The following is a 24807-nucleotide window of genomic DNA, read 5'->3' as shown; positions in this document are numbered from 1 at the left end:
GAGACCGGCGAATCGCTAGTCCTTGTTGGCGCGCTGAAGCAGGGGAGCGATGGCGGGTTTCCACAGATTCCAGTTGTGGTACCCGGGGCGTTCCAGCAGATGTCCCTGCGGCAGCACGGGTTTCAGCAGCGTGATCGGCTTGCGGAATCGTTCGTTGGCGCCGTAGGTGATCCAGACGGTGCGCGTTCGATGCGGCGTGTCGGCCCAGCCGTGCAGGTATCGCCACAGTTCGCGCTGGAAGGTCGCTTCCGTCATCGGCTCGGCTGGGCCGGGCCGCCAGGATTCGAGTCCGCCGGCGGCGCGGATCTCGCGATGGATCGGGCGGTCGCCGAGGTACGGCGAAAGCAGCAGCAGTCCGGCGGCCTGCTCCGGATAGCGGCGATCGTACAGCAGCGCGCCCATGCCGCCGAGCGAGATTCCCAGCAGCCAGACCGGTCGCTTCGGATGGGCCTCGAGCAGCGGTTCGATCACTTCGTCATGGAGTCGCTGTGGTGCGTGACCCTGGCGATAGAACGGCATGGTCAGGCCGGTCAGGATCACGTCGGCGTCCGGCCATTGGGCCTGAATCAGCGCGGCCGCATGGCGTTTCTCGAGCGATGCCAGATCGTCGCCGCGACCGGGAAGCATGACCACCACGCGTTGCGTCGCATGCGGGGCCGGATAGTAGGCGGTCGGAATCGGGCGGGTGATATCGCCGCCGGCTGTGCATCCGCCCATCAGCAGGAAGGTCAGCGTGGCAGCGAGCGCGTAGAGCCGTGTGCGTCCATTCATGCGAGGGGATTCCGTCGGGCCGATGGCCTCTCACCCTAGCGCAGTTGGCGCGCAAGAAGCAGCCCCCGGAACGCAGCGCTTCAACGCGTTGTTCCGAGGGCGGGCATCTCCTCAGGGCGTGATGATGAAGCTGGCCTCTTTGTTCGCCAGCGAGCTGTCGCCTACCCATACGGTGTAGTGGGTCGCCTCGACGACCTGCTTGCTGTGGATGTTCCAGAACGACAGTTCCGGGAAGCCCAGTTCGAAGGTGATCGTGCGCGACTCGCCCGGCTTCAGCGTCACGCGGCGGAAGCCCTTCAGACTGCGCACCGGCTGCTCGACGCTGGCGCCGAGGTTGCGTACGTACAATTGCGCGACATCGGTGGCGGTGCGCGAGCCAGTGTTCTTAACTGTCGCGGTCACTGTGACCAAGTTCTTTGCGCCCGGACGGTTGGCTTGCGCCAGCGGCAGCTTGCTGCGTGAGACGTGCACGCCGGAGTAGGCGAAGTGGCTGTAGGTCAGGCCCCAGCCGAACGGGAACAGCGCAGAGTTGGGTACGTCGATGTAGCGCGAGATGAAGCGCGTGTCACCCTGCGGCGGTTTGCTGAGATCGGCCTTGCCCGGCGGGCGGCCGGTGGGGAACTGGTTGTAGTACAGCGGCTCCTGGCCGACGGCGCGGGGGAAGCTCATCGGCAGCTTGCCGCTGGGCGAAACATCGCCGAACAGCACGTTGGCGATGGCGTGGCCGGCTTCTACGCCCGGGAACCAGGTCTCCATGATCGCGGGCACGTGCCGGGCGGCCCAGTCCAGCACCAGCGGTCGGCCGGAGAACACCAGCAAGACGACCGGCTTGCCGGTGGCGACCATGCTTTCCAGCAACTGCTGCTGCTTGCCCGGCAGGTCGAGGTGGGCGCGCGAACCGGCTTCGCCGCTCATGTCGCCGGACTCGCCGAGCGCCATCACCACCACGTCGGCCTTTTCGGCGGCCTGGCGCGCGGCGGCGAAGCCGGCGGTGGAGTCGCCCTTGATGTCGGTGCCCTTGGCGTACAGCAGCGTGCCGCCGTTCTTCTTCATGCGTGCGGCCAGCGCCTGGCGCACGGTGATCACGTCGGACTTGCGGTACGCGCCGCCCCAGGCGCCGGTCATCTGGTTGGCGTCGTCGGCCAGCGGGCCGATCAGGGCGATGGTCCGGACGTCGGAAGAAAGCGGCAGGACCGGTTTCGCGCCGACCTTGTCGTTCTTCAGCAGGACGAAGGATTCCTCGGCGGCCTTGCGCACCAGCGGGCGGTGTGCGGGCACGGCGTGGGTCACCTCGGTGCCGCGTGCGTAGGGATGCTGGAACAGGCCCAGCGCGAACTTCACGCGCAACACGCGGCGCACGGCTTCGTCGATGGTGGCCATCGACACCTTGTGCTCCTTGAGCAGCTTCGGCAGCTGGGTGTCGTAGTAATGCGACATCATGTCGACGTCGGTGCCGGCCTCGATGGCCTTCATCGTGGCTTCGGCCGGCGTCAGAGCGATGCCGTGATGGGTCAGTTCCATGATCGAGGTGTAGTCGCTGACCACGAAGCCGTCGAAGCCCCATTCCTTGCGCAGGATGTCGGTGAGCAAGTATGGGTTGGCCGTGGCCGGCACGCCGTTGAGTGCGTTGAAGGCGCTCATGACCGTGGCCGAACCGGCCTCGATGGCCGCCTTGTAGGGCGGCAGGTAGACCTGGCGCAGACGGATGTCGGACATGTCCGTGGTGTTGTACTCGCGTCCGGCCTCGGCCGCGCCGTAGGCGGCAAAGTGCTTCACCGAGGCAGCTACGTGATCGGGTTTGGACAGGTCGTCGCCCTGGTAGCCATGGATGTAGGCGCGCGCCATGGCCGAGCCGAGATAGGGATCTTCGCCGGCGCCTTCGACCGAGCGCCCCCAGCGCGCATCGCGCGAGATGTCGACCATCGGCGAGTAGAACCAGCGCACGCCGCCGGTGGTGGCTTCGCTGGCCGCCATGCGCGAAAGGTCCGTGACCAGCTTCGGATTCCATGATGCGGCCAGACCCAGCGGCACCGGATAGATGGTGCGATAGCCGTGGATCACGTCTGCGCCGAACAGCAGCGGGATGTGCAGACGGCTCTTCTCCACGGCGGCACGCTGGAACTTGTCGGTGCGCGCGGCGCCGACCACGTTGAGCATCGAGCCCATGCCGCCGTCCGCCGCCAGCTTCATGGCGTCGACGCACTGTGCCGTTGGGTTGGCCGCCATGGCCGGATTGTCACCGTCGGCCGTGGTGGGGGCAGAGCAGCCGGCGTCGTTGTACTGCATCAACTGGCCGATCTTCTCCCGCAGCGTCATCTTCTTCAGCAGTGCGTCGACCTTGCGCTCAATGGCCGGCGAGGCCAGCTGAGCGTTGGAAGGCCGGGTGGCGATCGTCGACGGCGCATCGGGCTGAGCCTGGGCGAGCGCGCCAGCGGATAGCGTCAACGCGCAGCCGAACGCGGCGCTCAACAGGGGCGCCTTGCGGCGTTGTGCGGATGGGGAAGGGGTCTTCATCATTTCTCCAGCAGTGCGCATGTACCGACATCAAGTCGCCGAGCGAGGCGACAGTCGTTTCCACCGGGTTCGGGCATCCCCGAACCGCTCTTGCATCGGTTATGGAAACGATTACATAGTGTAGCGGAGCCGTGTCCGTATGACAGCCACCGTGTTTCGAAATCCAGTCCCGGATGTGCTTTTCACGCCGGTGGAGAAGCGCTTTCCAGCCTGATCTGCGGATCCATGTCGTTGTTGCGAAGTCTTTTTTTCAGCTCGGAGTGCCCACGTGTGCCTTGTCGTCTTCTTGGTCCTGTCCTGATCGCGGTTTTCAGCCTCGCGGCATCCGTTTCTGTCGAAGCTTCGCCGGCTCATGTCCTGCGGGTCATGACGTTCAATGTGCGTGTGCCGGTCGCCCGCGACGGCGTCCATGTCTGGCCCAAGCGGCGCGACCTGTTATTGCGCGTCATCCGGGCACAGCGGCCGGATGTGCTCGGGACACAGGAGCTGACCGAGGCGCAGGGCCGCTACATGGCCGCGCACCTGCCGGGCTATGCCTGGTTCGGCCAGGGGCGGGAAGGAGGCGTCAAGGGCGAGCACATGGGGGTGTTCTACCGCATTGACCGTCTGAAAGTGCTGGCGTCCGGCGACTTCTGGCTTTCCGATACGCCGCGGGTGCCGGGGAGCCGGACATGGGGGCAACCGTATCCGCGCATGGTGACCTGGGCGCGATTCCGCCTGCGTGGCGAGGGATCGGTTTTCTATTACTTCAACACTCATTTCCCATATCGCCAGCAGGACGTCGAGGCGCGGAGACGCAGCGCCGACGAGGTCCTCGGGCGCATCGCCGGGTTGCCGGCGACGGCGCGTGTGGTGCTGACTGGAGATTTCAACAGCGCGGCGAGCAGCGCGTTGCACGCAAGACTCGCGCGCGCTCTGGACGATGCTTGGATGCATGCGAAGCGCCGCACAGGACCGGCGGGCACTTTCCATGGGTTTACTGGGCGGCCCGCTCGCCGGATCGACTGGATTCTCACGCGCGGTTTCACGCCGCGCGAAGTGCATACCGTCACCACGCACGAAAAGACAGCGTATCCCTCCGACCATTTCCCGGTGGTGGCGATATTGGCGTTCGACGGCGATTGAGAGGGAGATCGAGGCCGAGTCAAAGGTGGCGCTCGATGCCCCTGGAGGTAGTGGCGGGAGGATCGTCGCTGGCCGTGACGACGCGATTGCGTCCCTGCCGCTTGGCTTCGTACAGCGCTGCGTCGGCGCGCGCAAAGAGCGCATCCGCTGAATAGCCCGTGTCCGGTCCGGCGTGCGCCAGCCCCATGCTCAACGTCAGTTCGGGCAGCGGAGGTTCATGCCGTGCCGCTTCCGTCTCGACGGCGCCGCGTATGGCTTCGGCCAGCGCGGCGGCCGAAGCGGGATCGTGGTCGGTGCAGGCGATCAGGAATTCGTCGCCGCCGAAACGGCCCAGCAGATCCGCGCTGTCCAGATGCTCGTGTGCGACGCCGGTGACCAGCGTCAGCGCCTGATCGCCGACGAGGTGGCCCATGCGATCGTTGATGGCCTTGAAGTGATCGAGGTCCAGTACGATCAAATGGACGGATTGGTCGTAGTGCGACAGATGCTCCAGCATCTCGCGCAGACCGCTGGCGAAGGCCTGGCGATTCAGCACACCCGTCAACGGGTCGTTGGTGGCCTGCTGACGCAGTTGTTCGGACTCGTTGCGCAGGCGTTTGTGGATACTCTGCAATGCCCGGTGCTGGCGTGCGAGTCGATCGGTCTCGCGCGCCAGTCTGTGGCTGCGCCGCCACAGCAGCCAACCGGTTCCGGCAAGAACCAGCAGGGCCAGCAGCAGCCATGCGGGTGTGCGATTCGCGGTTGAATGGGCAGCGGACAGGTTCGCTGGCGTCGCCGTGGCGGGTGATTGCGCCGGGACCGCAATTACGCCGAGTGTCCGGGCGCTGGTATGGCCGTTCGGCGTCGGTGCCGGCGATGACACCGGCGGCTCTGTTTGCTGCGGCGGCGCGACCATGAAACGGTCGATGCTGGGCAACGGGGGTTCGTGCTCTGCGGGCCTTGTCGGCGCGGCGAGCAAAGGAGCCGGCGGGATGTGCGGCGGAGGCGGAGGCGGCCGGAATCGCGGTGCGCCCGGCGGGGGCGGCATCCCTGGCGGAGGCGGCGGCATCGGCGGCCTGGCGTACGTCAGCGACACCGCACTGGATGCGAGCAGCATGATGCACGCCGTCAGCAGGCGCGAAAATGTGTTCAAACCGGAAATCCCGTTCGGGGCCGTGAAAAGTCTACCGTGATTCGGGGTCGTCGTTTGCGGTTCACGAAGCGGTTTCGAATTGGTTTGCCTGGCAGGATGTTCAAATCGATGCGAAGCGCCTAGAATCCGCCGCGCTCCGCGCCGTGGGGTGCGGTCGACATGCCTGAAAATGAGCCACCCGTGCCTGCGCTGCGGCGCCTGCTGTGCGTTCTATCGTGTTGCATTCCACTGGTCGGAGGCCGAGTCCTTTCTGGGCGGCGAGGTGCCGCCCGCACTGACCGTGAAACTCGATCCGCATCGTCTGGCGATGTGCGGTACCGATCTTCGCAAGCCGCGATGCGTGGCATTGCAGGGGGAGGTTGGCCGCAGCGCATCGTGTGCGATCTACGTGCAGCGTCCTTCCGTCTGTCGCGAGCTGATGCCTTCCTGGTCGCAGGGTGAATCGATCTCGCAATGCGATCGTGCACGGCAGGCGCACGGTCTTCGGCCCCTGCAGCCATGTGATTGGCTGGAAATGGGTGAACCGGATGCCGAGGCGCTACCGGATATGGCCTGACCGAATGCCACGGCATCGTCCATGCGCGCTAGGCCATACGATATAGAGTCTCGACGTTTGTCCTGCAGGGAATTGTTTTTGCAGGGTAAATGAAGAGGGTGACGTTTTCGGCCGACTGAAGTAGCGCGAGCGGCACACTTGAATTCGTGAACCAGTTCTCTAGTGTCGAGGGCGGTGAAAGATCCGGTTGCGCAGTTGTCTGGACGACCGCTGCGGACCCGTCGGGGAGGGGGCCTCGACGCGCTTTTTTGCCGTTGGGTTTGTTGCACGAGTTTGCCGCCTACGACGGGGGCCGGTCACGGCTCCCGTCCCTTGCATCGAGAGGGGATTCATCATGAGAACGCGTTTGGCGACCAGGACGCTCCTGTTCGTATCACTTGCCGTGGCAGGCGCATTCAGCGCGCATGCGGCCACACCGACCGTATCCAATTCGCGCGTGAACCTGAGTGCGCTGAAGGATACCGGGACCTATCATCGTTTCATCGTCACCTACAGCAACGGCAGCCTTCAGCGCAGCGACCGCACGGTGATGATGCAGGGCATCAACGGTGCCGTACGCCGCGCGGGACTGGACAAGACGAAGGTCACGGCTTCGTTCCAGCGCAAGCTGGCAACCGGCTCGGATCTGGTACGCACGTCGCGCGCGCTCAATCGCGACGAGGCCGCGGCACTGATGAACCAGATCGCCGCCGACCCGACCGTGCTCGACGTGACGCCGGACGTGATGATGTATCGCGACCCGCTGATCAAGGCGCCGGCGCTGTTCCAGCCGACGACCTTCACGCCGAACGACACCTACTATCCGTTCTATCAGTGGCACCTGAAGGCACCGGACGGCGCGATCACCTACTTCGGTGACGCCAATCATGGCGGTGCCAACGTCAGCGGCGCGTGGGACATTGCCGACGGCTCCAACGTCGTGATCGCGGTGCTGGATACCGGCATCACCGAGCACGTCGATGTCGATACCTCGCTGGCCGACGCCGGCTACGATTTCATTTCCGACGCCTTCGTCTCCGGACGTCCGACCGACGACCGCGTGCCGGGCGGCTGGGATCTGGGCGACTGGACCACGACCGAACCCTGGTTGTCGGCCTGTACCAGCGCGAGCAATCCGCCCGAGGACAGCTCGTGGCACGGCACGCATGTGGCCAGCACGGCGGGCGCGGAACTGACCGACAACGCGCGCGGCATGGCCGGCATCGCCTACAACGCGAAGATTCTTCCGGTGCGCGTGCTGGGCCACTGCGGCGGCTACAGCAGCGACATCGCCGATGCCATCGTGTGGGCCGCCGGCGGTCATGTCGACGGGGTGCCGGACAATCAGCATCCGGCCGACGTCATCAACCTGAGTCTGGGCGGCAGCGGTACCTGCCGCACCTACGACCAGACGGGTTGGGCCGTGCACGTGGCCAATCAGTTGGGTGCAGTCGTGGTGGTCTCGGCCGGCAACAGCAACGACGATGCGCGCAACTACTCGCCGGCCAGCTGTCCGGGTGTCATCACCGTGGCGTCCACCGGTATCACTGGTAAGCGTGCGTACTACTCCAACTACGGCATGGCGGTGGAGATCGCCGCACCGGGTGGCGGTGTGTTCCAGGACGATGATCCGTCCACGGGGGTGATTTCCTACGACGGCTTTGTCTGGCAGGCACTGAACAACGGCGACACCACGCCGGTCTCGCCGGGCACCAGCTATTCCGGCTATGCCGGCACGTCGCAGGCGGCGCCGCATGTGGCGGGCACGGTGGCGCTGATGCAGAGCGCGCGCAAGGCGCTCGGTCTGCGTCCGCTGAAGCCGTTGCAGGTGTTGGCGATCCTGCGCAAGACGGCCATGCGTCCGTCGATGTCGCTGCGTGACTACGATCATTCGATCGGTGCGGGCATCGTCGATGCCGAGGCGGCGGTCGAAGCGTCGGTCAACGGCACGCGCAACGGTCCGGGCGGCTTGCCACGCTGACCGAGTCTTCGTTCTCGAAGATGAAAACCCGGCGCAGCGATGCGCCGGGTTTTCTTTGCCCGCGGGTGGGAATCAGCGGTGGGCGTCGCGGGCCGGTGTCGCTTGTAACTGTCGGTAGGCGACCGTCTGCAGAGCCTGCGCCTGCTCGGGCGAGATGCCCAGTTCCTGCGCGGCCTTCTCGCCGCGCCCCAGCGAACGCGGGTCCTTGCCGGTGATGGCACCGAAATCCATCAACGCCTCGAGGTAATAGCCGTAGGTGCTGGCGTGGTAGTGATCGTAGGCCCACAGGTCGACCTGACCGAAGGCGATGCCGTCGTAGGGATCGGGGTCGGCGACATGCTCGGCGATGGCGCGGTTGAACGCCAGACCCAGCGGAATCACGCCGTCGATCTGCGGGTTCCCGTCGGCGACCTTGCGGTAGGCGCGGTACAGATCGCGCGCCATCGACTGGATCGGCTGCCCGTACCAGTGCCCACGCTTGAGATAGGTCTGATCCGGTCGCGACCAGGTCGCCAGGAGGCGGATGTCGACCTCGGGATTGCGCCGGTGGAACAGGGCGGCAAGACGTCCGGCATAGCGGCGGAAGTCACGCGGGTCACCCGGGTGGGTCGGGCTGAGCGTGCTGTATTCCTGCATGACCACGTGGTCCCAGGCGCGGTCGAAACGGTTGGCGCGGTGCGTGAAGTGGAATTTCAGCGTCTGGCCCGCATCGGTTTCCAGACTGACGTCGTAGTGCAGACCCGCTTCCTGGGTGAACAGCTTGAACAGCGCCGGCACGCCGCCGACACCGTCGCCGTTGAGATCGTGCACGGTGCCGGCGCGATAGTGCCAGACCGGCGAATGCGCGCCGTAGGTGAAGCTGTTGCCGATGAACAGGATGCGCTGCGGCGATGCCGCCGACGCCGGCATTGACAGGAGCAGCGCGAGCAACAGAAGCACTGCGGCGCAGAGGCGCGGCGTGGCGGCTCGCGGGCGGTAGGAGGGAATGGGTGACGTCATGGCGGGTTCTTGTGGACAGAGGTGTGTCGTCGGGCGCGTGGGTGCCCGATGATCGCATACAGGCTCGGCAGTACCGCCTTTGCATCGCGCTCTGTTGTTCGGTTCATGCATGCGGCCAGGTGCTGCACGCTTGATACTCAACGATGGCCGTGCGGTCCGTCGAAATGCCCCTGGCTGACGCCGATGGAAATGCTCACACCGCCGGTGGGGTGGTCGCAGCTTCCGAAGGCGCGCGTGATGTTCACGCGGCCGCTCTGATACGAGCCGTCGACATGGTTTCCGGCCATCACGCCTGCGCCGACGCTGCCGTGGACCTGCGGTTGGTTGTAGGAGGCGTCGTCGCAGTGCGGCGAGTCGTCGGACGCGGTCGATGGCCCGACCTGGCCGCTGGTGTCGCCGTAGTAGACGCCCGGTTGTGACGCGGTGTGTTCTTGCGCGCCAGTGCGTATGGTGTCGGTAGAGGTGGATGCGTGCGCAGCGCTGGTTGCATGCGCTGGGGCCGCGGCAGTGCGGCCGCCGGATGGAAGCAGGTCCTGCGGCGGAAGTTCCAGGTTGAGCGGTTTCGACGGTGGCGTCTGGGCCCATGCGGAAGCGGCGATCAGGCAGGCCAGGCCGGCCAGCAACGTGCGTTCGAGATTCATGCCGACTCCGGGCGAAAGCGGGAACGTGGGGACACGGGACTTGGAGTGGCCAGTTGTGCCGAAGTTCCCTTGCGCATCGCATTCGGTGAGCCGGTAAATCCTTGTCTCGGCACGTTTTAGCACGTGCGGGCTGTGCTATCTTTGGAGGTGTCGAAGTGCTGTCGTTTCGCCATGATCCACCGAAACGATGCGAGGTGTTCCATGAAACGCATGCTCCTTCTAGGTATGGCCGTAACCGCCGCGTTGCTTTCCCGCGCCGCGCTGGCCGACTCTTTTTCCGCCAATCACTTCAACCAACGGGTGCTGCCCGTGCTGGTGCATGTGAACAGTCAGGGCAAGGTGACGGATGTCGCGCCTTCGTTCACGTTGCGTCCGGCGATGGACCGTCTGCTGCGCAGCACGCTCGACGAGATGATCGCCAAGCCGGCCTACTACAAGGGGCGCGCCGTGGCATCCCAGTTCGTGATCAACCTGGGCATGGAAGCGACGCCGCGCGCGGATGGTCGCTACGACGCCCGGTTCGTCTACGTGTCCAGCAAGCCGGTGCCCTCGGGGCAGTGGTTCTGGCGTCATGTGGACGGGCATCGGCTGGTGCTCGTGCAGCAGGACGCAGGTTCGTTCGGGCCGCGCGGTAGAGAGCATTTCCGTTCGCGTCCGATCTACCGCCGCGTCGGGACGCCATGGGTGCCGACTCCGGCAAGGGCTCAGCCGACGTCCTCGGCGCGCACGCGGACAGGCACTGCGCGAATCCGTTAGTCTTCGGATCCGGCGCGCGCGGAACGCGAGCGGCCGCCACTCGTACCGCTGCACGCAGGTCCCCATGCACCCGTCCTACCGCATTCGCCCCATCGCCGCCGCCGACGATCGCGCTATGGCACACGTCATTCGTACCGTGATGCCCGAGTTCGGCGCCGGCGGCGCCGGCTTCGCCATCCATGATCCCGAAGTGGACGCCATGCATGCCGCGTATGCGGTCGCCGGGTCGGCTTATTTCGTGGTCGAGTCCGATGGCCGGGTCATGGGAGGCGGTGGCATCGGCGCGCTCGAGGGCGAGAAAGGTGCGGTCTGCGAACTGCGCAAGATGTACTTTCTGCCGGAGCTGCGCGGCCGGGGCGCCGGGCGTGCGCTGATGCAACGCTGTCTGCAGGCAGCGCGTGAGCTCGGGTATCGTCAGTGCTACATCGAGACGCTGACCGGCATGGACGGGGCGCAGGCGTTGTATCTGAAATCGGGTTTCCGGCGCATCCCTTCCCGCATGGGCGCGACCGGTCATTTCGGCTGCAACCTGTTCTACCTGCGCGAACTGGAGACGGATTCCGCTGCCTAGTCTGTGCGGCCCGCCCGCAGCATCGGCCGGTGTCTTCTTTTCGCCGTTGCTTCGGAGTTTCCATGCCGTACCGCATCCGTGTCGTCCTTTTCTGCCTCGTTGCGCTGTTCGCCTTCCACGACGCCGGTGCGAAGCCGTTCTCGTTGCCGAACACCCGCGTCGTCACGTTGAAGAGCCACGTCAACGGCCAGACCTACACGTTGTATGTGTCATTGCCGCGTGGTTACGTGCGGCACCCGGAAAGGCGCTATCCCGTGGTCTACACGCTGGATGCCGACTATGCCTTTCCGATCGTGAGTTCGGTGACGACCCACTTCGCCGATCGCGGCAACATGCCCCCGGTGATCGTGGTCAGCATCGCGTATCCGGGCGGCATTTCGGACATGGATGCCTATCACCGTAACCGCACGCGCGACTACACCCCGACGCACACGCTGAAGGGCGGATACGGTCCGGAGGTCCAGAAACTTTCCGGCGGCGGCCACGCGTTCCGACGTTTCATCACCTCCGAATTGTTTCCCTACGTGCAGAAACACTGGCGCGCCGATCCTGCCGACCGCACCTTCGTCGGACATTCGTTTGGCGGGTTGTTCGGCGCCTACGTGCTGCTGACGCAGCCCAGCGCGTTCCGCAACTACGTGCTGGTCAGTCCTTCGTTGTGGTACGACGACAAGACCATCTTCCGTCTCGAATCGGCGTACGCGAAGAAGCACAAGGATCTGCCGGCGCGGGTGTACATGGTGATCGGCGCCTATGAAAATCAGGCGCCGCCGAGCCATGCCATGATCGACGACGCACGCGCGCTGCTGAAGCGCATCCAGTCGCACGGTTACGCGCATTTCGAGGGCGCGGTGCGCGTGCTCGATCGGGAAACCCACAACAGCGTTTTCCCGGCGGGCGTCACCCGCGGTCTGCGTGTGCTGCTCGATGCCCATGCCCAATGACACGGGACTTTGTCGCCGTCATGGCGTACACAGGGAGCGGGTTCCGTGGCGGGACCGTTTTCGGGGAGAGTCTTTCATGCAGGCAGCATCGATTCGAACACTGATGGTCACCGGCGCACTGGCGCTGGCCATGACATGGTCGCATCCGACCGAGGCACAGCAATCCGCGACATCGCCGGCGCATGCCGCATCCGCCGTGCCGGCGGCGCGGCCGTCCGATGTGAAGTCGATGGATGCGATCATGCACGCGGTCTACGACGTCATTTCCGGGCCGGCCGGTCAGGCGCGGGACTGGAAGCGCTTCCAGTCGCTGTTCCTGCCCGGTGCGCGGCTGATCGCGGTACAGCGCGACAAGCAGGGAGCCGACCATGCATTGACGTTGACGCCGGAAACCTTCGCAGAAAAAGCCGGGCCGTACATGCGCGAGCACGGCTTCTTCGAGCGTGAAACGCATCGCAGTGTCGAGCGCTACGGCGCCGTCGCGCAGGTGTTCAGCACCTATGCCTCGCGCTATGCGAAATCCGACCCCAAGCCGTTCCAGCGCGGTATCAACAGTTTCCAGCTGTACTACGACGGACATCGCTGGTGGGTGGTGACCATCTACTGGCAGCCCGAGCGCGCGGACCTTCCGATTCCGAGCGAATACGGCGGCTGACGGTCGAACATCAGGATAAATAGGGGGAGGAATGAGTGATGCCGGAATGAATGATGCTGAGCGACGCCGGCAGGCGTACCAGCGGTACATGGAGATGAGCGTCAGCGGGTTGCGCGAGCAGTGGGCGCGGGACGGCCGCACGGATTGGGCGGAGAGCGCGTTGCGCGATGCATTGCTCGACGCGGGTGTCGGGTCGGACGAGTTGGACGCGGTCGCGGCCCGGCGTAGCGAGATCGCCGCACAGCGGCTTCCCGAGCTTAGCGCGACGTTATGGCAGTACGGTGCGGTCGGACGTGTTCTTGCGCTGGGCGGCGCATTCCTGGTGGGCGGAAGCCTGTACCACCTTGCCGGAATGATGGCCGCTACCGTGGGCGTGGCGGTGGTGCTCGGCACCTACATCAGCGTGCTCTACAAGCGTCAGAATCTGCATCGCGGACAGGCCATGCGGCCCATGGCGCGATTCTGGATGACCTGGCAGTTCATCGAGGCGATTCTCATCACCGTTGTGGTGGTGCTCGGCATGTTGGCCAAGGTGCTCCTCGTGCCTTGAGGTCGCAGGCGTCGGTCGATGACGCTCAGGCAGCGCGATGCAACTGCGACAGGTTGCGCTGCATGGCCGTTAGGGGCGCCAGCGCCAGCGCGGCGGCGGGCGAGGGCAGCACGATCTCGCTGCTGGCGCGCCCGAGGGCCGTGGCCTGTTCGCTCCAGTGCAGCAATTCCATGGCGCCGGTCTGATCCTCGACCAGCGCCGTGCAGTGTTCGACCCAGTCGCCGTCGTTGAGGTACAGCACACCGTCCATGCGGCGCACATGGCCGAAATGGATGTGTCCGCAGATGTGCCCGTCGAAACCTTCCTCGCGTGCGCGTTGCGCGACGCGGGCCTCGTAGGCGCGGATGTAGGCCAGTGCGCGGCCGATGTGCGACTTGATGATGATCGACAACGGCAGATAAGGCTTGGCGCGCCGCCGTCGCCAGGCGTGCAGTCGGCGGTTGGTCCAGCAGATCGCGCGGTGCAGGGCCTCGCCCAGCCACAACATCCAGCGTCGGCCGACGTGCTCGGGATCGAATTCGTCGCCGTGACTGACGCGGTATCGGCGGCCGTCCGCGCCGACATGTTCCGCCTCCAGTTCGATGCGGATGCCGCCGAAGGATTCGCCGGCCAGTCCGCGCAGCATGGCATCGTGGTTGCCGGGAATGTAGGTGACACGGGTGCCGCTGCGGGCGATGTCGAGCAGGGTCAGCAGTACTTCGCTGTGGTCGCTGTGCCACCAGCGCCGCCGACCCAGCGCCTCCAGGTCGATGATGTCGCCAACCAGGTACAGGTGCTCGCAGCGCACCGTGCGCAGGAAATCGAGCAGATAGGCCGCCTTGCAGTCGGGCGTGCCCAGATGCACGTCGGAGAGAAAGACGGACCGGAACGTCGTGCGGGACATGGCGCATTCACCGGTGGCTGGCTACCGGGGTCTCAGTATCGAGGTCGAAGGTAACGTTCCGATGGCGCTGCGATTGCAGTCATGTTTCTGCACGTGGTGGATTCGGGACGCTATCGGCCAAAACGCGTAGACCGAATGATGTTTCCATTTTATTGATATTGAAAAGATTTTTAACCTATCGGGAAGCGTTTTCGGGGCAGTCTGGGTGAACGTGCGGCGTGGTTCGCGCACGTGCCCATCCATGCACGATCCGGAGTTCTTTCATCATGAATGCCCATCTACGCAAGCTTGTGTCGATCACGCTTCTCTTGCTGTCCGCGCTGGCCGTTCCCGCACTGGCTGGAGGCGGGCATCACGAGAAGCCAGACATCGTTTCCACGGCGATGAGCACCGGCCAGCACGCCACGCTGGTGACCGCCATCGAGACCGCGCAATTGGCCGATACGCTGCGCGGAGCGGGACCGTACACGGTCTTCGCGCCGACGGATGCCGCCTTCGAACGGCTGCCGCCGGGCGCGGTCGATGATCTGCTCAAACCGGAGAATCGCGACAAGCTGCGCGCGCTGCTTCTGCATCACGTGGTCGCCGGGAAGGTCATGTCCACGCAGGCCATGAACATGGACACCGCCAGCACGTTGAACGGAACCAGCCTTCCGCTCAGCGCGCGTGCAGGGAAACTCTACGTGGCCGACGCCGAGGTCACCGGCGCCGATGTCGTCGCCGGCAACGGCGTGATCCATGTGGTCGATACGGTGCTGATGCCACCGGAGATATGAGTTCTTGAAGCACGCACCGTGGTCCCCGGATCACGGTGCGTGCGCATCTGCGGGTTTCAGAACCACTTGCGCAGTTTGAAGTAGGCCAGCTGCAGACCAATCACCAGAACCAGGAAACCGACCACGATGGCGAAGGCCGCCTTGTTGTCCGTGCCCGGAATGCCACCGACGTTGATGCCGAGCAACCCGGTGAAGAAGCTCAACGGCAGGAACAGCGCCGCCACCAGCGACAGCAGGTAGATGCGCGCATTCATCTGTTCGGACAGTCGGTTGGCCAGCTCCTCGTGCGTGACCATCGCGCGTTCGCGCACAGAATCGAGATCCTCCAGGTAGCGTTGCAACTGATCCGCGCTCTCGCGTAGCCGGCTGCGTTCGCGTGCTCCGATCGTGGCGTGTTCGTCCGTGTACAGACGGGTCATGGCTTCGCGCTGCGGAGACAGGTAGCGGCGCAAGGTGATGGTCTCGCGGCGGATCGACGCCAACACGTTGCGCAACTCGGCGCCACTCTCACCTTCGAGAACGTTTTCCTCGGCCTGTGCGGCGCGATCCTGCAGGTCGTCGATGACGTTCTCCATGCGCGCGATCAGACTGCCGATCAGGCGGGCCAGGCAACTGCCGGCATTCTTCGGGCCGGCATGGCTTTCGAACGTCTGCAGCACGTCGGTCACCGACAGCAGCGTGCGCCGCCGCGCGGTGACGATGCGGTGCTTGTCGACCCAGATGCGGATCGACACCATGTCCTCGGGCTGCGATCCCGGATTCAGGTTCACGCCGCGCAGGAACACCAACGTGGCGTCGCCAATGTTCGTGGCGCGCGGGCGGGTTTCTTCGCTGAGCAGTGCCTGCGCGGCGAACTCGTCGATACCGCTCTGTTCGAGCACCCAGCGGCGTGCAGTGGGCTGGCTGTAATCGAGATGGATCCAGATCGGACCATCCTGCTCGCGCCATTCGGCGATCTCGTTCCAGCCGATGCGGCGCGCGCCCCCCTTGCCGTCGAGGATACCGGCGTAGATCAGCCCTTCTTCTTCATCCATGGGATGCAGTCTCCGTCGAGTTGCCCGAAGTGTATGCGCAGATACGTGGTGCAGTCAGGTCTCGTCGTCGGGTTCCGGCGTGGATTGTCCATGCCACAGGTTCGCGTTGCGGATGCCCAGCGCGACGGGATCGAACGTGGGATCGCGGCCCTGCTTCTTCTGTGACTCGTAGTCGCGCAGCGCACGCAGAGCAGGGCGCTGCAGGATCAGGATCGCGACGATGTTCAGCCACGCCATGACCCCGACGCCGACATCGCCCAGGGTCCACGCCGAGCCGCCCGCGCGCAAGATGCCGACGGCGACCGCGGCCAGGATCGCCAGGCGCAGCGCCAGCGTCAGCCACGGTCGATGCACCTTGCGGTTGATGTAGGCGATGTTGGTCTCGGCCATGTAGTAGTAGGCCATGATCGTGGTGAAGGCGAAGAACAGCAGCGCCAGCGCGACGAAGCCCGCGCCGAAGCCTGGTACCAGCGTCTCCACCGCCGACTGTGCATAGCCCGCGCCGGCCTCGGCGCCGGGCAGACCGTCGTACAGCATGCGTCCATCCGGCGCCTGCACGTTGTACATGCCGGTCGAAAGAATCATGAACGCGGTCGCCGAGCACACCAGAAGGGTGTCGATGTAGACCGAGAACGCCTGCACATAACCCTGCTTGGCCGGGTGCGAGACCTCGGCGGCGGCGGCGGCGTGCGGTGCGGTGCCCTGACCGGCCTCGTTGGAGTAGATGCCGCGCTTGACGCCCCATTCGATGGCCGTGCCGAGCATGCCGCCGAAGACGGCGTTGGCGCCGAACGCACTGCTCACGATCAGCTTGAACATGTCGGGCAGCGCGTGTGCATTCAGGCCCAGGATCACCAGTGCGATCAGCAGGTAGGCCCCCGCCATGAACGGCACCACCACCTCCGCGAAATGTGCGATGCGGGTGACGCCGCCGAAGATGATGAAGGCCAGCAGCCCCATCAGCGCCAGTGCAGTGATCCATGGCTCGACGCCCCAGGCATTCTGCAGGCCACCGGCGATCTCGCTGGCCTGAACGCCCGGCAGCAGGAAGCCGCAGGAGACGATGGTCGCGACGGCGAAGATCCATGCGTACCACTTCTGCCCCATGCCTTTCTCGATGAAGTAGGCCGGTCCGCCGCGGTAGCGTCCCTCGTCGTCCTTTTCCTTGTAGATCTGCGCCAGTGTCGATTCGACGTATGCAGTCGACGCGCCCAGCAGGGCCATCACCCACATCCAGAACACCGCGCCGGGACCACCGGAGAAGATCGCCGTGGCGACGCCGGCGATGTTGCCCACGCCGACGCGTCCGGATAGCGACATCGCCAGTGCCTGGAACGAGGAAATGCCGGCTTTCGATGAGCTACCGGTGAACAGCAGCCGCACCATCTCGCCGACGCTGCGCACCTGCATGAAACGCGTGCGGATGGAAAAGTACAGTCCGGCACCCAGGCACAGGGCGATCAACGCCAGGCTCCAGATCCAGTCGTTCAACGTGTCGATCACGGCTTGCATGCAGATGGTTCCCCAGTCGTCTCCTCTCGCGGTCTAGATTGCCTGATGCGGCCTCGGGGCGCGACTGCCCGCGCGCGTTCGCCCAGCATTGGCTATGCTCGGCGGGAGAAACGCCAGGGAATGGGGAATATGTCGTACACCGTGCTGCTACTCGGCGGCTACGGCTTCTTCGGTCGCCGGCTCGCGCAACGTCTGGCGCGTATCGAAGGGTTGCGCATTCTTGTGGCCGGGCGTCGCAAGATGCGGGCCGCCGAGTTGTGCGAGCACCTGCGCGCGGCGTTTCCCGCCACGCGCTTCGAGCCGCTGGCGCTGGACGTGCGGGCTGAGGACCTGACGCGCGCGCTGCGCGGTACTGGAGCGCAGGCGGTGGTGCATACCTGCGGTCCATTCCAGGGGCAGGACTATCGTGTGGCGAAAGCCTGCATCGAGGCCGGCATCCATTACGTGGATCTGGCGGACGGCCGCGCATTCGTGTGCGGCTTCGGCGAGCTGGACGACCTCGCCCGAAGCGCGGGCGTGCTGGCCGTCAGCGGGGCGAGTTCGGTGCCGTCGTTGTCCGAGGCCGCCGTTCGCGCATGCAGTGCGGACATGGTCGCCGTCGAGTGCATCGACATCGGCATCAGTCCGGGCAATCGCACGGAGCGCGGGCTGGCCACGGTCGAGGCCATTCTCGGTTACTGCGGGGTGCGTTTCGATGCATGGACAGATGCGCGTGCGCAGCCGGTCACGGGCTGGCTGCGGCCGCGTCGGTTCCGGTATCCGGCGCCGATCGGGGCGCGCTGGTTGTCCGATTGCGATGTGCCGGATCTCGAATTGCTGCCGACGCGTTTCCCGGATGTGAAGGACGTGCGTTTTCGTGCAGGGCTCGAGCTGCGCGTACTGCATTTCGGGATGGTGGCGATGGCCGCTCTGCGCCGGCTCGGTCTGGTGCGCGACTGGTCCCGTCATGCACGCTGGCTGAAATGGATCGGCGACCGCTTTCGACACCTTGGTTCCGAGGACGGATGCATGCATGTCGAGGTCGAAGGTATCGATGCGCACGGCCGGCGTCTGCGCCGTCGCTGGCTGCTGGTGGCCGAGCAGGGGGACGGGCCGTACGTGCCCACACTGGCGAGTACGGCGCTGATACGGAAACTGGCTACGGGTGGCATCGATCGTGTCGGCGCGGGCCCTTGTGTGAACATGCTGGAGCTGGACGAAATTCTTGCCGAAGCCGAAGATCTTGCGATACGCACGGAATGCGCGAAGCGATGAACGAAACGAGTCTCTATCAACATCTCATGCAGCGCGACTTCGAGGCGCTGGAGCCCGAGGTGCGGCAGTTCCATGCGCTGCGCGGCCACGTGCGTCTGCAGGGACGATGCCTTACGCGTGGGCCGCGCAACCCGCTCGCACGCCTGTTGGCCCGGGTCATGCGGTTGCCCGGACGCAGCGGTGAAAGCGCGCTGACTTTCGAATTGATCGCCGAGGCGAGAAGGGAATCCTGGATCCGTCATTTCCCGTCTTGCTGCATGCGCTCGGTGTTGTGCGCGGACGGCGACAGACTGGTCGAGCGACTGGGGCCGGCGCGGCTGTATTTCCGTCTGCGCCGGATCGAGGGTCGCCTGGACATGCAGTTGCTGGGCGTGCGCGTGTTCGGCGTGCCGTGGCCGCGTTTTCTCTCGCCGACGGTGCACGCGCGCGAGCATGGGCGCGACCGACAATTTCATTTCGACGTGGCGACGTCCATGCCCTGGATTGGCCATGTCGTTGCCTACTCGGGGCATCTGGACCTGAACAGCGCGGAGCGCCTTTCATGATCGTCGTGTTCGATGCCGAGTGCCTCCTGTGCAGCGCCTGGGTGCAGTTCCTGCTGCGCCACGACAAGCGCCGGGTGTTCCGTTTCGCCTCGATGCAGCAGGCGGCGGGGCGGCGATTGCTGGCCGAAGCCGGACTCGAGGTCGATCGCCTGGAGACCCTGCTGCTGGTGACCGAGCACGGTGCTTATCGCTACACTTCCGCCATCTTTCGCGTGCTGCATCAGTTGGGCTGGCCCTGGCGGCTGGCCTGGATGGCGTGGGTCGTGCCCGCGCCGATCCGCGATCCGCTGTATCGCTGGTTGGCGCGGAACCGCTACCGCTGGTTCGGACGCCGCGCGACCTGCTTCGTGCCCGATGCGGGCGATGCCGAACGTTTTCTAGACGAGTGATTCCATGACTTCATCGAAGATGATCCTGCGTGCCGGCCTGCTGGGCCTCCTCCTGTCCGTTGCCGCCTGCAAGGCGCCGCCGAAACCCGCGATGCACGGCCAGGTCGACAAGCTCACCGTGATCGATCGAAGCGTCGGCACAGGCAAGGAAGCCAGGCCCGGCATGGACGTGCTGGTGCAGTACACCGGCTGGCTGTACGACGACCGCAAGGCGGACAAGCACGGTACCCAGTTCGATACCTCGCGCACCCGCAGCGCGCCGTTCTCGTTCGTGCTCGGCGAAGGGCAGGTGATTCCGGGCTGGGACCAGGGCGTGGCCGGCATGCGCGTGGGTGGCAAGCGCACGCTGCTGATTCCGGCGTCGCTGGCCTATGGCGCGCGCGGGGCGGGCGGCGGCGTGATTCCACCGAATGCGTCGCTGGTGTTCAACATCGAGCTGGTCGACGCGCAGCCGCGTTGATCCATGCAAGAGAGGGGGCGCAAGGTGGCGGCCGATCCCTGGCCGCCGTTCCGCGCTCCTCCATGATTCGCGCCTGCCGCTCTCAGGGCGTCGGCAGGCCGAGCGTTGCGATCAAACGAATCCCTTTCATGACGTACTTGCTTGGATGGCTGCAGCGCTCAAGCTAGGCAGCGTGGTTTGCAGATTTGTGATGCCAGGATGACGAGCGGGGGGAGCGGCGGAGCGGGGCGTGTAAACGTGACGTGCGGCACGTCTTCCTGGAGTCGGTAGTACGACGGTCCGTTCGAAGTTACCCGACGCCTGCCGCCCCGGACACATCCGGCGGGGGATATCTCGCTCAGGAATGCGCGGTAGAACGGGAGCGTTTCTCGTTCGTTCCCGATTGCGCTCGTTCGCGCATCCACGCGACCAGCGCCTCTGCGGACATCGAACGGCCGAACAGGTAGCCCTGGCCGATTTCACAACCATGGTTGCGCAGCACATGCAGGGTGCGGGTGTTTTCGACGCCTTCGGCCACCACGTTGAGGCCGAAGCGGTGCGCCAGTTCGATGATCAGCACGGTGATGTCCAGACTGGCGGCATCGCTGAGCAGTTCGCCGATGAAGGACTTGTCGATCTTCAATTCGTCGGCGGGAATGCTCTTGAAATAGGCCAGGCAGGAATAGCCGGTGCCGAAATCGTCGATGGAGATGCGCACGCCGAGTTCGCGCAGTTGCAGCAGGATGTCGCGGCCGCGATGGCGATCCATCAGGGAATGTTCGGAAATCTCCAGCACCAGCTGGATGTGCGGCTTGCCCCACAGTTGCAGGGCGTTCTGCACCAGTTCGGGCAGGTCGGGCTGGATGGCCAGTTCGCTGGGCAGATTCAGCGCGATCGACAGCGGGCCGTGCTCGACGGGCCATTCGCCGGCCTGGCGCAGTGCGGTGTTGAGCGCCCAGATGGTCAATTTCTTGATCTTCCCCGCGCGCTCGGCGATCGGAATGAACAGTTCGGGCGAAACGTCCTGTCCGTCACGTCGATCCCAGCGCATCAGTGCTTCCGCACCGACCGTGCGTCCGCTGCGCAGATGTACCTGCGGCTGGTAGTGCATGTGCAGTTCACCGCGCTCGATGGCGGACTCGAACTCCATCTCCAGCTGCCATTGCTCGGACAGCTCGATCCCGGACGTGGCTTCGGGGTCAAGCACATGATAGTCGGCGTGTTCGCGCCGCGCGGTGAGCAAGGCGGTTTCCGCTCGGCGCAACAGATGTTCCGCGTGGCTGGCGTGTTCCGGGCAGAGGGCCGCGCCGGCCTTGATGCGCAGCGAGACCTGCCGCTCGCCGACTTCCACCGGCGTATCCAGCAGGCGCAGCAGCTTGTGGATGGCCAGTTCGACGTGGCCGTGATTGAGTACGTCCGACAGCACCAGTGCGAAGCGGTTGTCGCCGATGCGGGCAGTGAAATCCCGCTCGCGGGCCGCGTGTTGCATCTGTCTGGCGAGGTGGCGCAGGACACGGTCGCCGGCTTCGTAGCCGTGAGCGATGTTGATCTGTGTGAAACCGGCGACATCGACCACGATCAACGCCATCTTGTGGCCGGTCTCGCAGGCGTGGACGATGTGCTGTGCGAGACGTCTCAGGAAACTGCGTCGTGACGGAAGGTCGGTCAGAAGGTCTTTTTCTTCCATCACGTCGGCTCAGTCGAGAAAGAGTTCGGCGGGGTCGATGCCATGCGCCCCCTGCGGCAGGCCGGAACGGATGGCCAGTGCCGCGCGGCCGTCCTCCTCGTCGGGCACCGTGCCCAGGTCGAGCGATTCGAATTCGGCCAGCGGCTTCTTGTCCGCGTCCAGCAGCAGCATCACGGTCGGACGGAGTCTCTTCAGGCTGTGCACGGCGGTGACCACGCCGACGCGCCCGTCGGTCAGTTCCACCAGCGAGCCGGTGGGGTAGATGCCGCTGGTCTGGATGAACTGCTCGACCAGCTCGGCCTGGAACAGTCGGTCGCGCGATTCGTAAAGCTGCATTACCGCCTGGTGCGGGGACCGGCTGCCCATGTGCGGGCGGATGTTGGTCATCGCATCGTAGCTGTCGATCAGGCCGAGGATGCGTCCGAACATCGGTATCGAACCATTCTTCAGTCCGGCCGGATAGCCGCTGCCGTCGTGACGCTCATGGTGGGTGGCCACGGCATCCATGATGCGCTGGGACACTTGCACGCCGGAGGCTTCATTGAGGATGTCCAGACTGTGTTGTACATGCTTGCGCATGGTCTGGTGTTGCCGGTCGTCGTAGGTTTCGCGCGAGACCATGATCTGATTGTCGATGCGCGTCTTGCCGACGTCGAACAGCAGGCCGGCCAGGGTCAGCTCGGACAGTTCCTGCCGGTTCAACCCCAGGTGGCGACCGAAGCTCGCGGCCCAGACCGAGCAGGCCAGGGCATGGTGATAGGCATAGTCGTCCTTGCGCTTGATTTCCTTGAGCCAACTGAATGCGGTGGGATTGCGGGTGATCGATTCGACCATCGCATCCACGCTCTCGCGAAGCCGGTCCAGCTGCAGGTTGCGGCCGCGATATAGGTCCTGCATGACTTCGTCGATGCTGTCGCGCAGCTCGTCGTGCACCTGCTCGGCGTGCGGGATCTCCTCGGCGAATGTGTGCGTGTCAGTCCAGGTCTGTTTGCGCAGGGCCTTCAGCTCCTGCCGGGCGCGCTCCCGCGAGGACCGTTGCGGTGGATCGATCAGGATGAATCGCGGGTCGGGCGAGATGCCCCGCGAGGCATCGACGAAGACATACGCGCACAATTTGCCAATTTCGTGCGCATCGTCTTCGGATTTGATCAGGAAGCCTTCGAGAGCGTAGGGCGTAGACAGCCAAGGCCTGTCGAGCCGGGACACGTACATGCCCACCTGCAAGCCTTTCACGCTGATCTTGAATTCCTGCGACGAGGCGTTCATTCGTGCATGGCTGGGAACACCCACCCCCGTGGTCGTCTCCCCAAGACTAGCGCAGCGCACGGTCGAGGCAAAGCGGAAATGCGTTCGCGCTCCGGGCCGTGCACTGCGTGCTTTTGTCGCGTCGGCGTGCCTCAGAAAGCACTCGGACGGTGCGCGAAATATCGGGTCAGGAATCGTTGCCGCGCCGCATTCTGATCGGGATAGTTGCGAGTCGGCGTGCCGATGTGCTGACGCAGCAGACCGCCGCGTGCCTTGCGGGCTGGTGACCAATAGGGCAAGCCGCGACCGTTCGGGTTGCCGTGCTTGATGAACTGCGCGAAGTAGCCTTCCATGATGCGCGAGACGTTGTGGTCCGCCGTCGTCCAGGCATAGACGCGGTTCGTGTCCAGGTTGCCCAGCGCGTATTCGATCTCGCCGCTGTGCACCGCGCCTGGGTCCGGCGTGTCGCCGGGTCTGGCGTTGCGCTTCAGTGGGCGCGCCTGATCGAAATAGTAGTAGTACACCGGTGCCTTGCCCGTTTCGCGCTGCTGGTTCATCCAGCGCCAGGTGCTGTGGGCGATGAACAGATCGCCGGCCAGGGCTGTGGCGGAGCGCTTGACCTGGGCCACGTTCTTGCCCGGATAGAGCTTGAGCGCCGTGGACGCTTCATCGCCGAACATCTTCTGCAGCGCCGCCTTGTAATGCGCGGGTGTTGGCGTGGCGTCCTTCAGAATCGCCGTGTAGAAGCCTTCCTGGGAGTTGGAGCCAACCAGCAGTGGGACATGCGCTTGCTTGCCCTTGCGGAAGGTGTCGACCGGGCGTTCGGTGAGGAAATAGCCGTCGATATCGGGTCCGAAGTGTACGGCGTCCTTGGCGCCGGTAGCTTGCAGCAACGCGTCCGCAGGCATGCTGCGCAATGCTTTCAGCGACTCGGCGCCGACCTGCTGCATGAACTGCGTGCCACGCTGCTCGGCTGCCGCCAGCGGCAGCGGCGAAATCGGGGCGATCAGCGCGCCGCTTTCGCCGATGGCGCCGGCGATCAGTTTCCGCGAGAGCGACGAGGCCATCTGCGCGTGCACCGAGATCGAACCGGCCGACTCGCCGCCGATGGTGATGTGATGCGGGTCGCCGCCGAATTGCGCGATGTTCGCGCGCACCCAGCGCAGGGCAGCGTTCTGGTCGAGCAGACCGTAGTTGCCGCTGGCGTGGTGCGGCGATTCGGCGGTCAGCGCGGGCAGGGCCATGAAGCCGAACACGCCCAGGCGGTAGTTCACGGTCACGGTGACGATGCCTCGCGCGGCCAGGTTGGCGCCGTCGTAGCGGTACTCCGAGCCGTCGCCGGCGATGAAGCCGCCGCCGAAGAAATACACCAGCACGGGCAGTTTCCGGGACGTGGCATTCGCGGGGGCCCACACGTTCAGATACAGACAGTCCTCGCTCATGCCGTCGGAACGGAAACGCATGTCGCTGAAGATCGAACGCTGCATGCAGCGCGGGCCGAAGGCGGTGGCCTGGCGCACGCCGTTCCAGTGTGCGGCCGGTTGGGGTGGTTTCCAGCGGCGCGTTCCGGTCGGCGGCGCGGCGTAGGGAATGCCCTGGAACACGTTCAGGTTCACGCCGTCGACCTGCATCCTCCTGCCCTCGAGCACACCCGTCTGCACGGTGGCGTGCGGAGGCGTGGCGGCGATGGCGAGGCCTGTTGCGAGGCTGGCCATCCCCAGCACTACGCCGACGATCAGGCGGCGTGAAGATCGGGCGGCGTGTCGAAGCATGCGGACGTTCCTGGGCAGAGGGAACGTCCAGTATCGCGCGCCCGTGGCTGCATGCAAGCAGCCCGAGGAAAGGCGAAACCGGATGGGCCATATTCGA

The 24807-nt window shown here is 65.1% G+C and carries 24 protein-coding genes; 13 read left to right on the top strand and 11 right to left on the bottom strand.

Features of this window, described 5'->3' with window-relative positions:
• Nucleotides 1-15: 15 nt before the first annotated feature.
• On the bottom strand, nucleotides 16-771 hold the full coding sequence (locus HF690_RS01225) for an alpha/beta fold hydrolase (RefSeq protein WP_168608164.1): 756 nt from the start codon (nucleotides 769-771) through the stop codon (nucleotides 16-18).
• Between the two features lie 111 nt (nucleotides 772-882).
• Nucleotides 883-3285: a glycoside hydrolase family 3 N-terminal domain-containing protein gene (locus HF690_RS01220; RefSeq protein WP_168608163.1), complete on the bottom strand. Its 2403-nt coding sequence runs from the start codon at nucleotides 3283-3285 to the stop codon at nucleotides 883-885.
• Between the two features lie 90 nt (nucleotides 3286-3375).
• On the opposite strand from HF690_RS01220, the gene HF690_RS01215 reads away from it, so the two are divergent.
• Nucleotides 3376-4410, top strand: a complete 1035-nt coding sequence (locus tag HF690_RS01215) for an endonuclease/exonuclease/phosphatase family protein (RefSeq protein WP_338042861.1) — start codon at nucleotides 3376-3378, stop codon at nucleotides 4408-4410.
• A 19-nt stretch (nucleotides 4411-4429) separates the two neighbouring features.
• Here HF690_RS01215 and HF690_RS01210 read toward each other — a convergent pair whose 3' ends face one another.
• Nucleotides 4430-5326 (bottom strand): GGDEF domain-containing protein, encoded by an 897-nt coding sequence (locus HF690_RS01210; RefSeq protein ID WP_168608162.1) that lies wholly within the window; start codon nucleotides 5324-5326, stop codon nucleotides 4430-4432.
• Between the two features lie 385 nt (nucleotides 5327-5711).
• On the opposite strand from HF690_RS01210, the gene HF690_RS01205 reads away from it, so the two are divergent.
• Together HF690_RS01205 and HF690_RS01200 are read left to right on the top strand one after the other, a co-directional pair.
• Nucleotides 5712-6098 carry a YkgJ family cysteine cluster protein gene (locus HF690_RS01205; protein ID WP_113066135.1) on the top strand — a complete coding sequence of 129 codons (387 nt, stop codon included), beginning with the start codon at nucleotides 5712-5714 and terminating at the stop codon, nucleotides 6096-6098.
• 334 nt (nucleotides 6099-6432) lie between these two features.
• Nucleotides 6433-8058: a S8 family peptidase gene (locus tag HF690_RS01200; RefSeq protein WP_168608161.1), complete on the top strand. Its 1626-nt coding sequence runs from the start codon at nucleotides 6433-6435 to the stop codon at nucleotides 8056-8058.
• Between the two features lie 72 nt (nucleotides 8059-8130).
• Here the strand turns inward: HF690_RS01200 and HF690_RS01195 are convergent, their stop codons facing one another.
• Both HF690_RS01195 and HF690_RS01190 read right to left on the bottom strand, forming a co-directional pair.
• Nucleotides 8131-9057, bottom strand: coding sequence for an SGNH/GDSL hydrolase family protein (locus HF690_RS01195; RefSeq protein WP_205300769.1), 927 nt, complete (start codon nucleotides 9055-9057; stop codon nucleotides 8131-8133).
• Nucleotides 9058-9194: 137 nt separating this feature from the next.
• Nucleotides 9195-9698, bottom strand: coding sequence for a hypothetical protein (locus HF690_RS01190; RefSeq protein ID WP_168608160.1), 504 nt, complete (start codon nucleotides 9696-9698; stop codon nucleotides 9195-9197).
• A 201-nt stretch (nucleotides 9699-9899) separates the two neighbouring features.
• Here HF690_RS01190 and HF690_RS01185 point away from each other — a divergent pair, with 201 nt between their 5' ends.
• The 5 genes from HF690_RS01185 (at nucleotide 9900) to HF690_RS01165 (ending at nucleotide 13174) form a co-directional block, all read left to right on the top strand.
• Complete coding sequence (locus HF690_RS01185; RefSeq protein ID WP_168608159.1) at nucleotides 9900-10454, top strand: hypothetical protein; 555 nt, start codon at nucleotides 9900-9902, stop codon at nucleotides 10452-10454.
• A gap of 64 nt (nucleotides 10455-10518) precedes the next feature.
• Nucleotides 10519-11025 (top strand): GNAT family N-acetyltransferase, encoded by a 507-nt coding sequence (locus HF690_RS01180; protein WP_168608158.1) that lies wholly within the window; start codon nucleotides 10519-10521, stop codon nucleotides 11023-11025.
• A 62-nt stretch (nucleotides 11026-11087) separates the two neighbouring features.
• Nucleotides 11088-11969: an alpha/beta hydrolase gene (locus tag HF690_RS01175; RefSeq protein ID WP_113066129.1), complete on the top strand. Its 882-nt coding sequence runs from the start codon at nucleotides 11088-11090 to the stop codon at nucleotides 11967-11969.
• A gap of 76 nt (nucleotides 11970-12045) precedes the next feature.
• Nucleotides 12046-12624 (top strand): hypothetical protein, encoded by a 579-nt coding sequence (locus HF690_RS01170; protein WP_146742361.1) that lies wholly within the window; start codon nucleotides 12046-12048, stop codon nucleotides 12622-12624.
• Nucleotides 12625-12712: 88 nt separating this feature from the next.
• Entirely contained in the window at nucleotides 12713-13174 is a 462-nt protein-coding gene (locus tag HF690_RS01165; RefSeq protein WP_205300768.1) for a hypothetical protein, read from the top strand.
• Between the two features lie 25 nt (nucleotides 13175-13199).
• On the opposite strand, the gene HF690_RS01160 is transcribed toward HF690_RS01165, so the two are convergent.
• Entirely contained in the window at nucleotides 13200-14057 is an 858-nt protein-coding gene (locus HF690_RS01160; RefSeq protein ID WP_113066126.1) for a UDP-2,3-diacylglucosamine diphosphatase, read from the bottom strand.
• A 266-nt stretch (nucleotides 14058-14323) separates the two neighbouring features.
• On the opposite strand from HF690_RS01160, the gene HF690_RS01155 reads away from it, so the two are divergent.
• Nucleotides 14324-14833 (top strand): fasciclin domain-containing protein, encoded by a 510-nt coding sequence (locus HF690_RS01155; protein WP_113066125.1) that lies wholly within the window; start codon nucleotides 14324-14326, stop codon nucleotides 14831-14833.
• A gap of 56 nt (nucleotides 14834-14889) precedes the next feature.
• On the opposite strand, the gene HF690_RS01150 is transcribed toward HF690_RS01155, so the two are convergent.
• Together HF690_RS01150 and HF690_RS01145 are read right to left on the bottom strand one after the other, a co-directional pair.
• A complete protein-coding gene (locus tag HF690_RS01150) occupies nucleotides 14890-15867 on the bottom strand; it encodes a zinc transporter ZntB (protein WP_168608156.1) in 978 nt (325 codons plus the stop codon).
• Between the two features lie 54 nt (nucleotides 15868-15921).
• Nucleotides 15922-17379: an alanine/glycine:cation symporter family protein gene (locus tag HF690_RS01145; RefSeq protein WP_113066123.1), complete on the bottom strand. Its 1458-nt coding sequence runs from the start codon at nucleotides 17377-17379 to the stop codon at nucleotides 15922-15924.
• 129 nt (nucleotides 17380-17508) lie between these two features.
• On the opposite strand from HF690_RS01145, the gene HF690_RS01140 reads away from it, so the two are divergent.
• From HF690_RS01140 to HF690_RS01125, 4 genes are read left to right on the top strand one after another with little or no spacing between them, the layout of a single operon-like run.
• Nucleotides 17509-18633 (top strand): saccharopine dehydrogenase family protein, encoded by a 1125-nt coding sequence (locus HF690_RS01140; RefSeq protein ID WP_168608155.1) that lies wholly within the window; start codon nucleotides 17509-17511, stop codon nucleotides 18631-18633.
• Nucleotides 18630-19178: a DUF4166 domain-containing protein gene (locus HF690_RS01135; RefSeq protein WP_168184762.1), complete on the top strand. Its 549-nt coding sequence runs from the start codon at nucleotides 18630-18632 to the stop codon at nucleotides 19176-19178. The genes HF690_RS01140 and HF690_RS01135 overlap by 4 nt, the downstream gene beginning before the upstream one ends.
• On the top strand, nucleotides 19175-19567 hold the full coding sequence (locus HF690_RS01130; protein WP_168608154.1) for a thiol-disulfide oxidoreductase DCC family protein: 393 nt from the start codon (nucleotides 19175-19177) through the stop codon (nucleotides 19565-19567). The genes HF690_RS01135 and HF690_RS01130 overlap by 4 nt, the downstream gene beginning before the upstream one ends.
• A gap of 4 nt (nucleotides 19568-19571) precedes the next feature.
• On the top strand, nucleotides 19572-20027 hold the full coding sequence (locus HF690_RS01125) for an FKBP-type peptidyl-prolyl cis-trans isomerase (protein WP_240151518.1): 456 nt from the start codon (nucleotides 19572-19574) through the stop codon (nucleotides 20025-20027).
• Nucleotides 20028-20364: 337 nt separating this feature from the next.
• Here HF690_RS01125 and HF690_RS01120 read toward each other — a convergent pair whose 3' ends face one another.
• From HF690_RS01120 to HF690_RS01110, 3 genes are all read right to left on the bottom strand, one after another.
• Nucleotides 20365-21693 (bottom strand): putative bifunctional diguanylate cyclase/phosphodiesterase, encoded by a 1329-nt coding sequence (locus HF690_RS01120; RefSeq protein ID WP_240151548.1) that lies wholly within the window; start codon nucleotides 21691-21693, stop codon nucleotides 20365-20367.
• A 9-nt stretch (nucleotides 21694-21702) separates the two neighbouring features.
• Nucleotides 21703-22959 (bottom strand): cyclic di-GMP phosphodiesterase, encoded by a 1257-nt coding sequence (locus HF690_RS01115; RefSeq protein WP_113066117.1) that lies wholly within the window; start codon nucleotides 22957-22959, stop codon nucleotides 21703-21705.
• Nucleotides 22960-23090: 131 nt separating this feature from the next.
• Complete coding sequence (locus HF690_RS01110) at nucleotides 23091-24710, bottom strand: carboxylesterase/lipase family protein (RefSeq protein ID WP_168608152.1); 1620 nt, start codon at nucleotides 24708-24710, stop codon at nucleotides 23091-23093.
• Between the last annotated feature and the right edge of the window lie 97 nt (nucleotides 24711-24807).

The sequence above is a fragment of the Oleiagrimonas citrea genome (assembly GCF_012395255.1).
GTDB classification, from domain to species: domain Bacteria; phylum Pseudomonadota; class Gammaproteobacteria; order Xanthomonadales; family Rhodanobacteraceae; genus Oleiagrimonas; species Oleiagrimonas citrea.
This window is presented reverse-complemented; position numbering and strand designations above follow the sequence as displayed.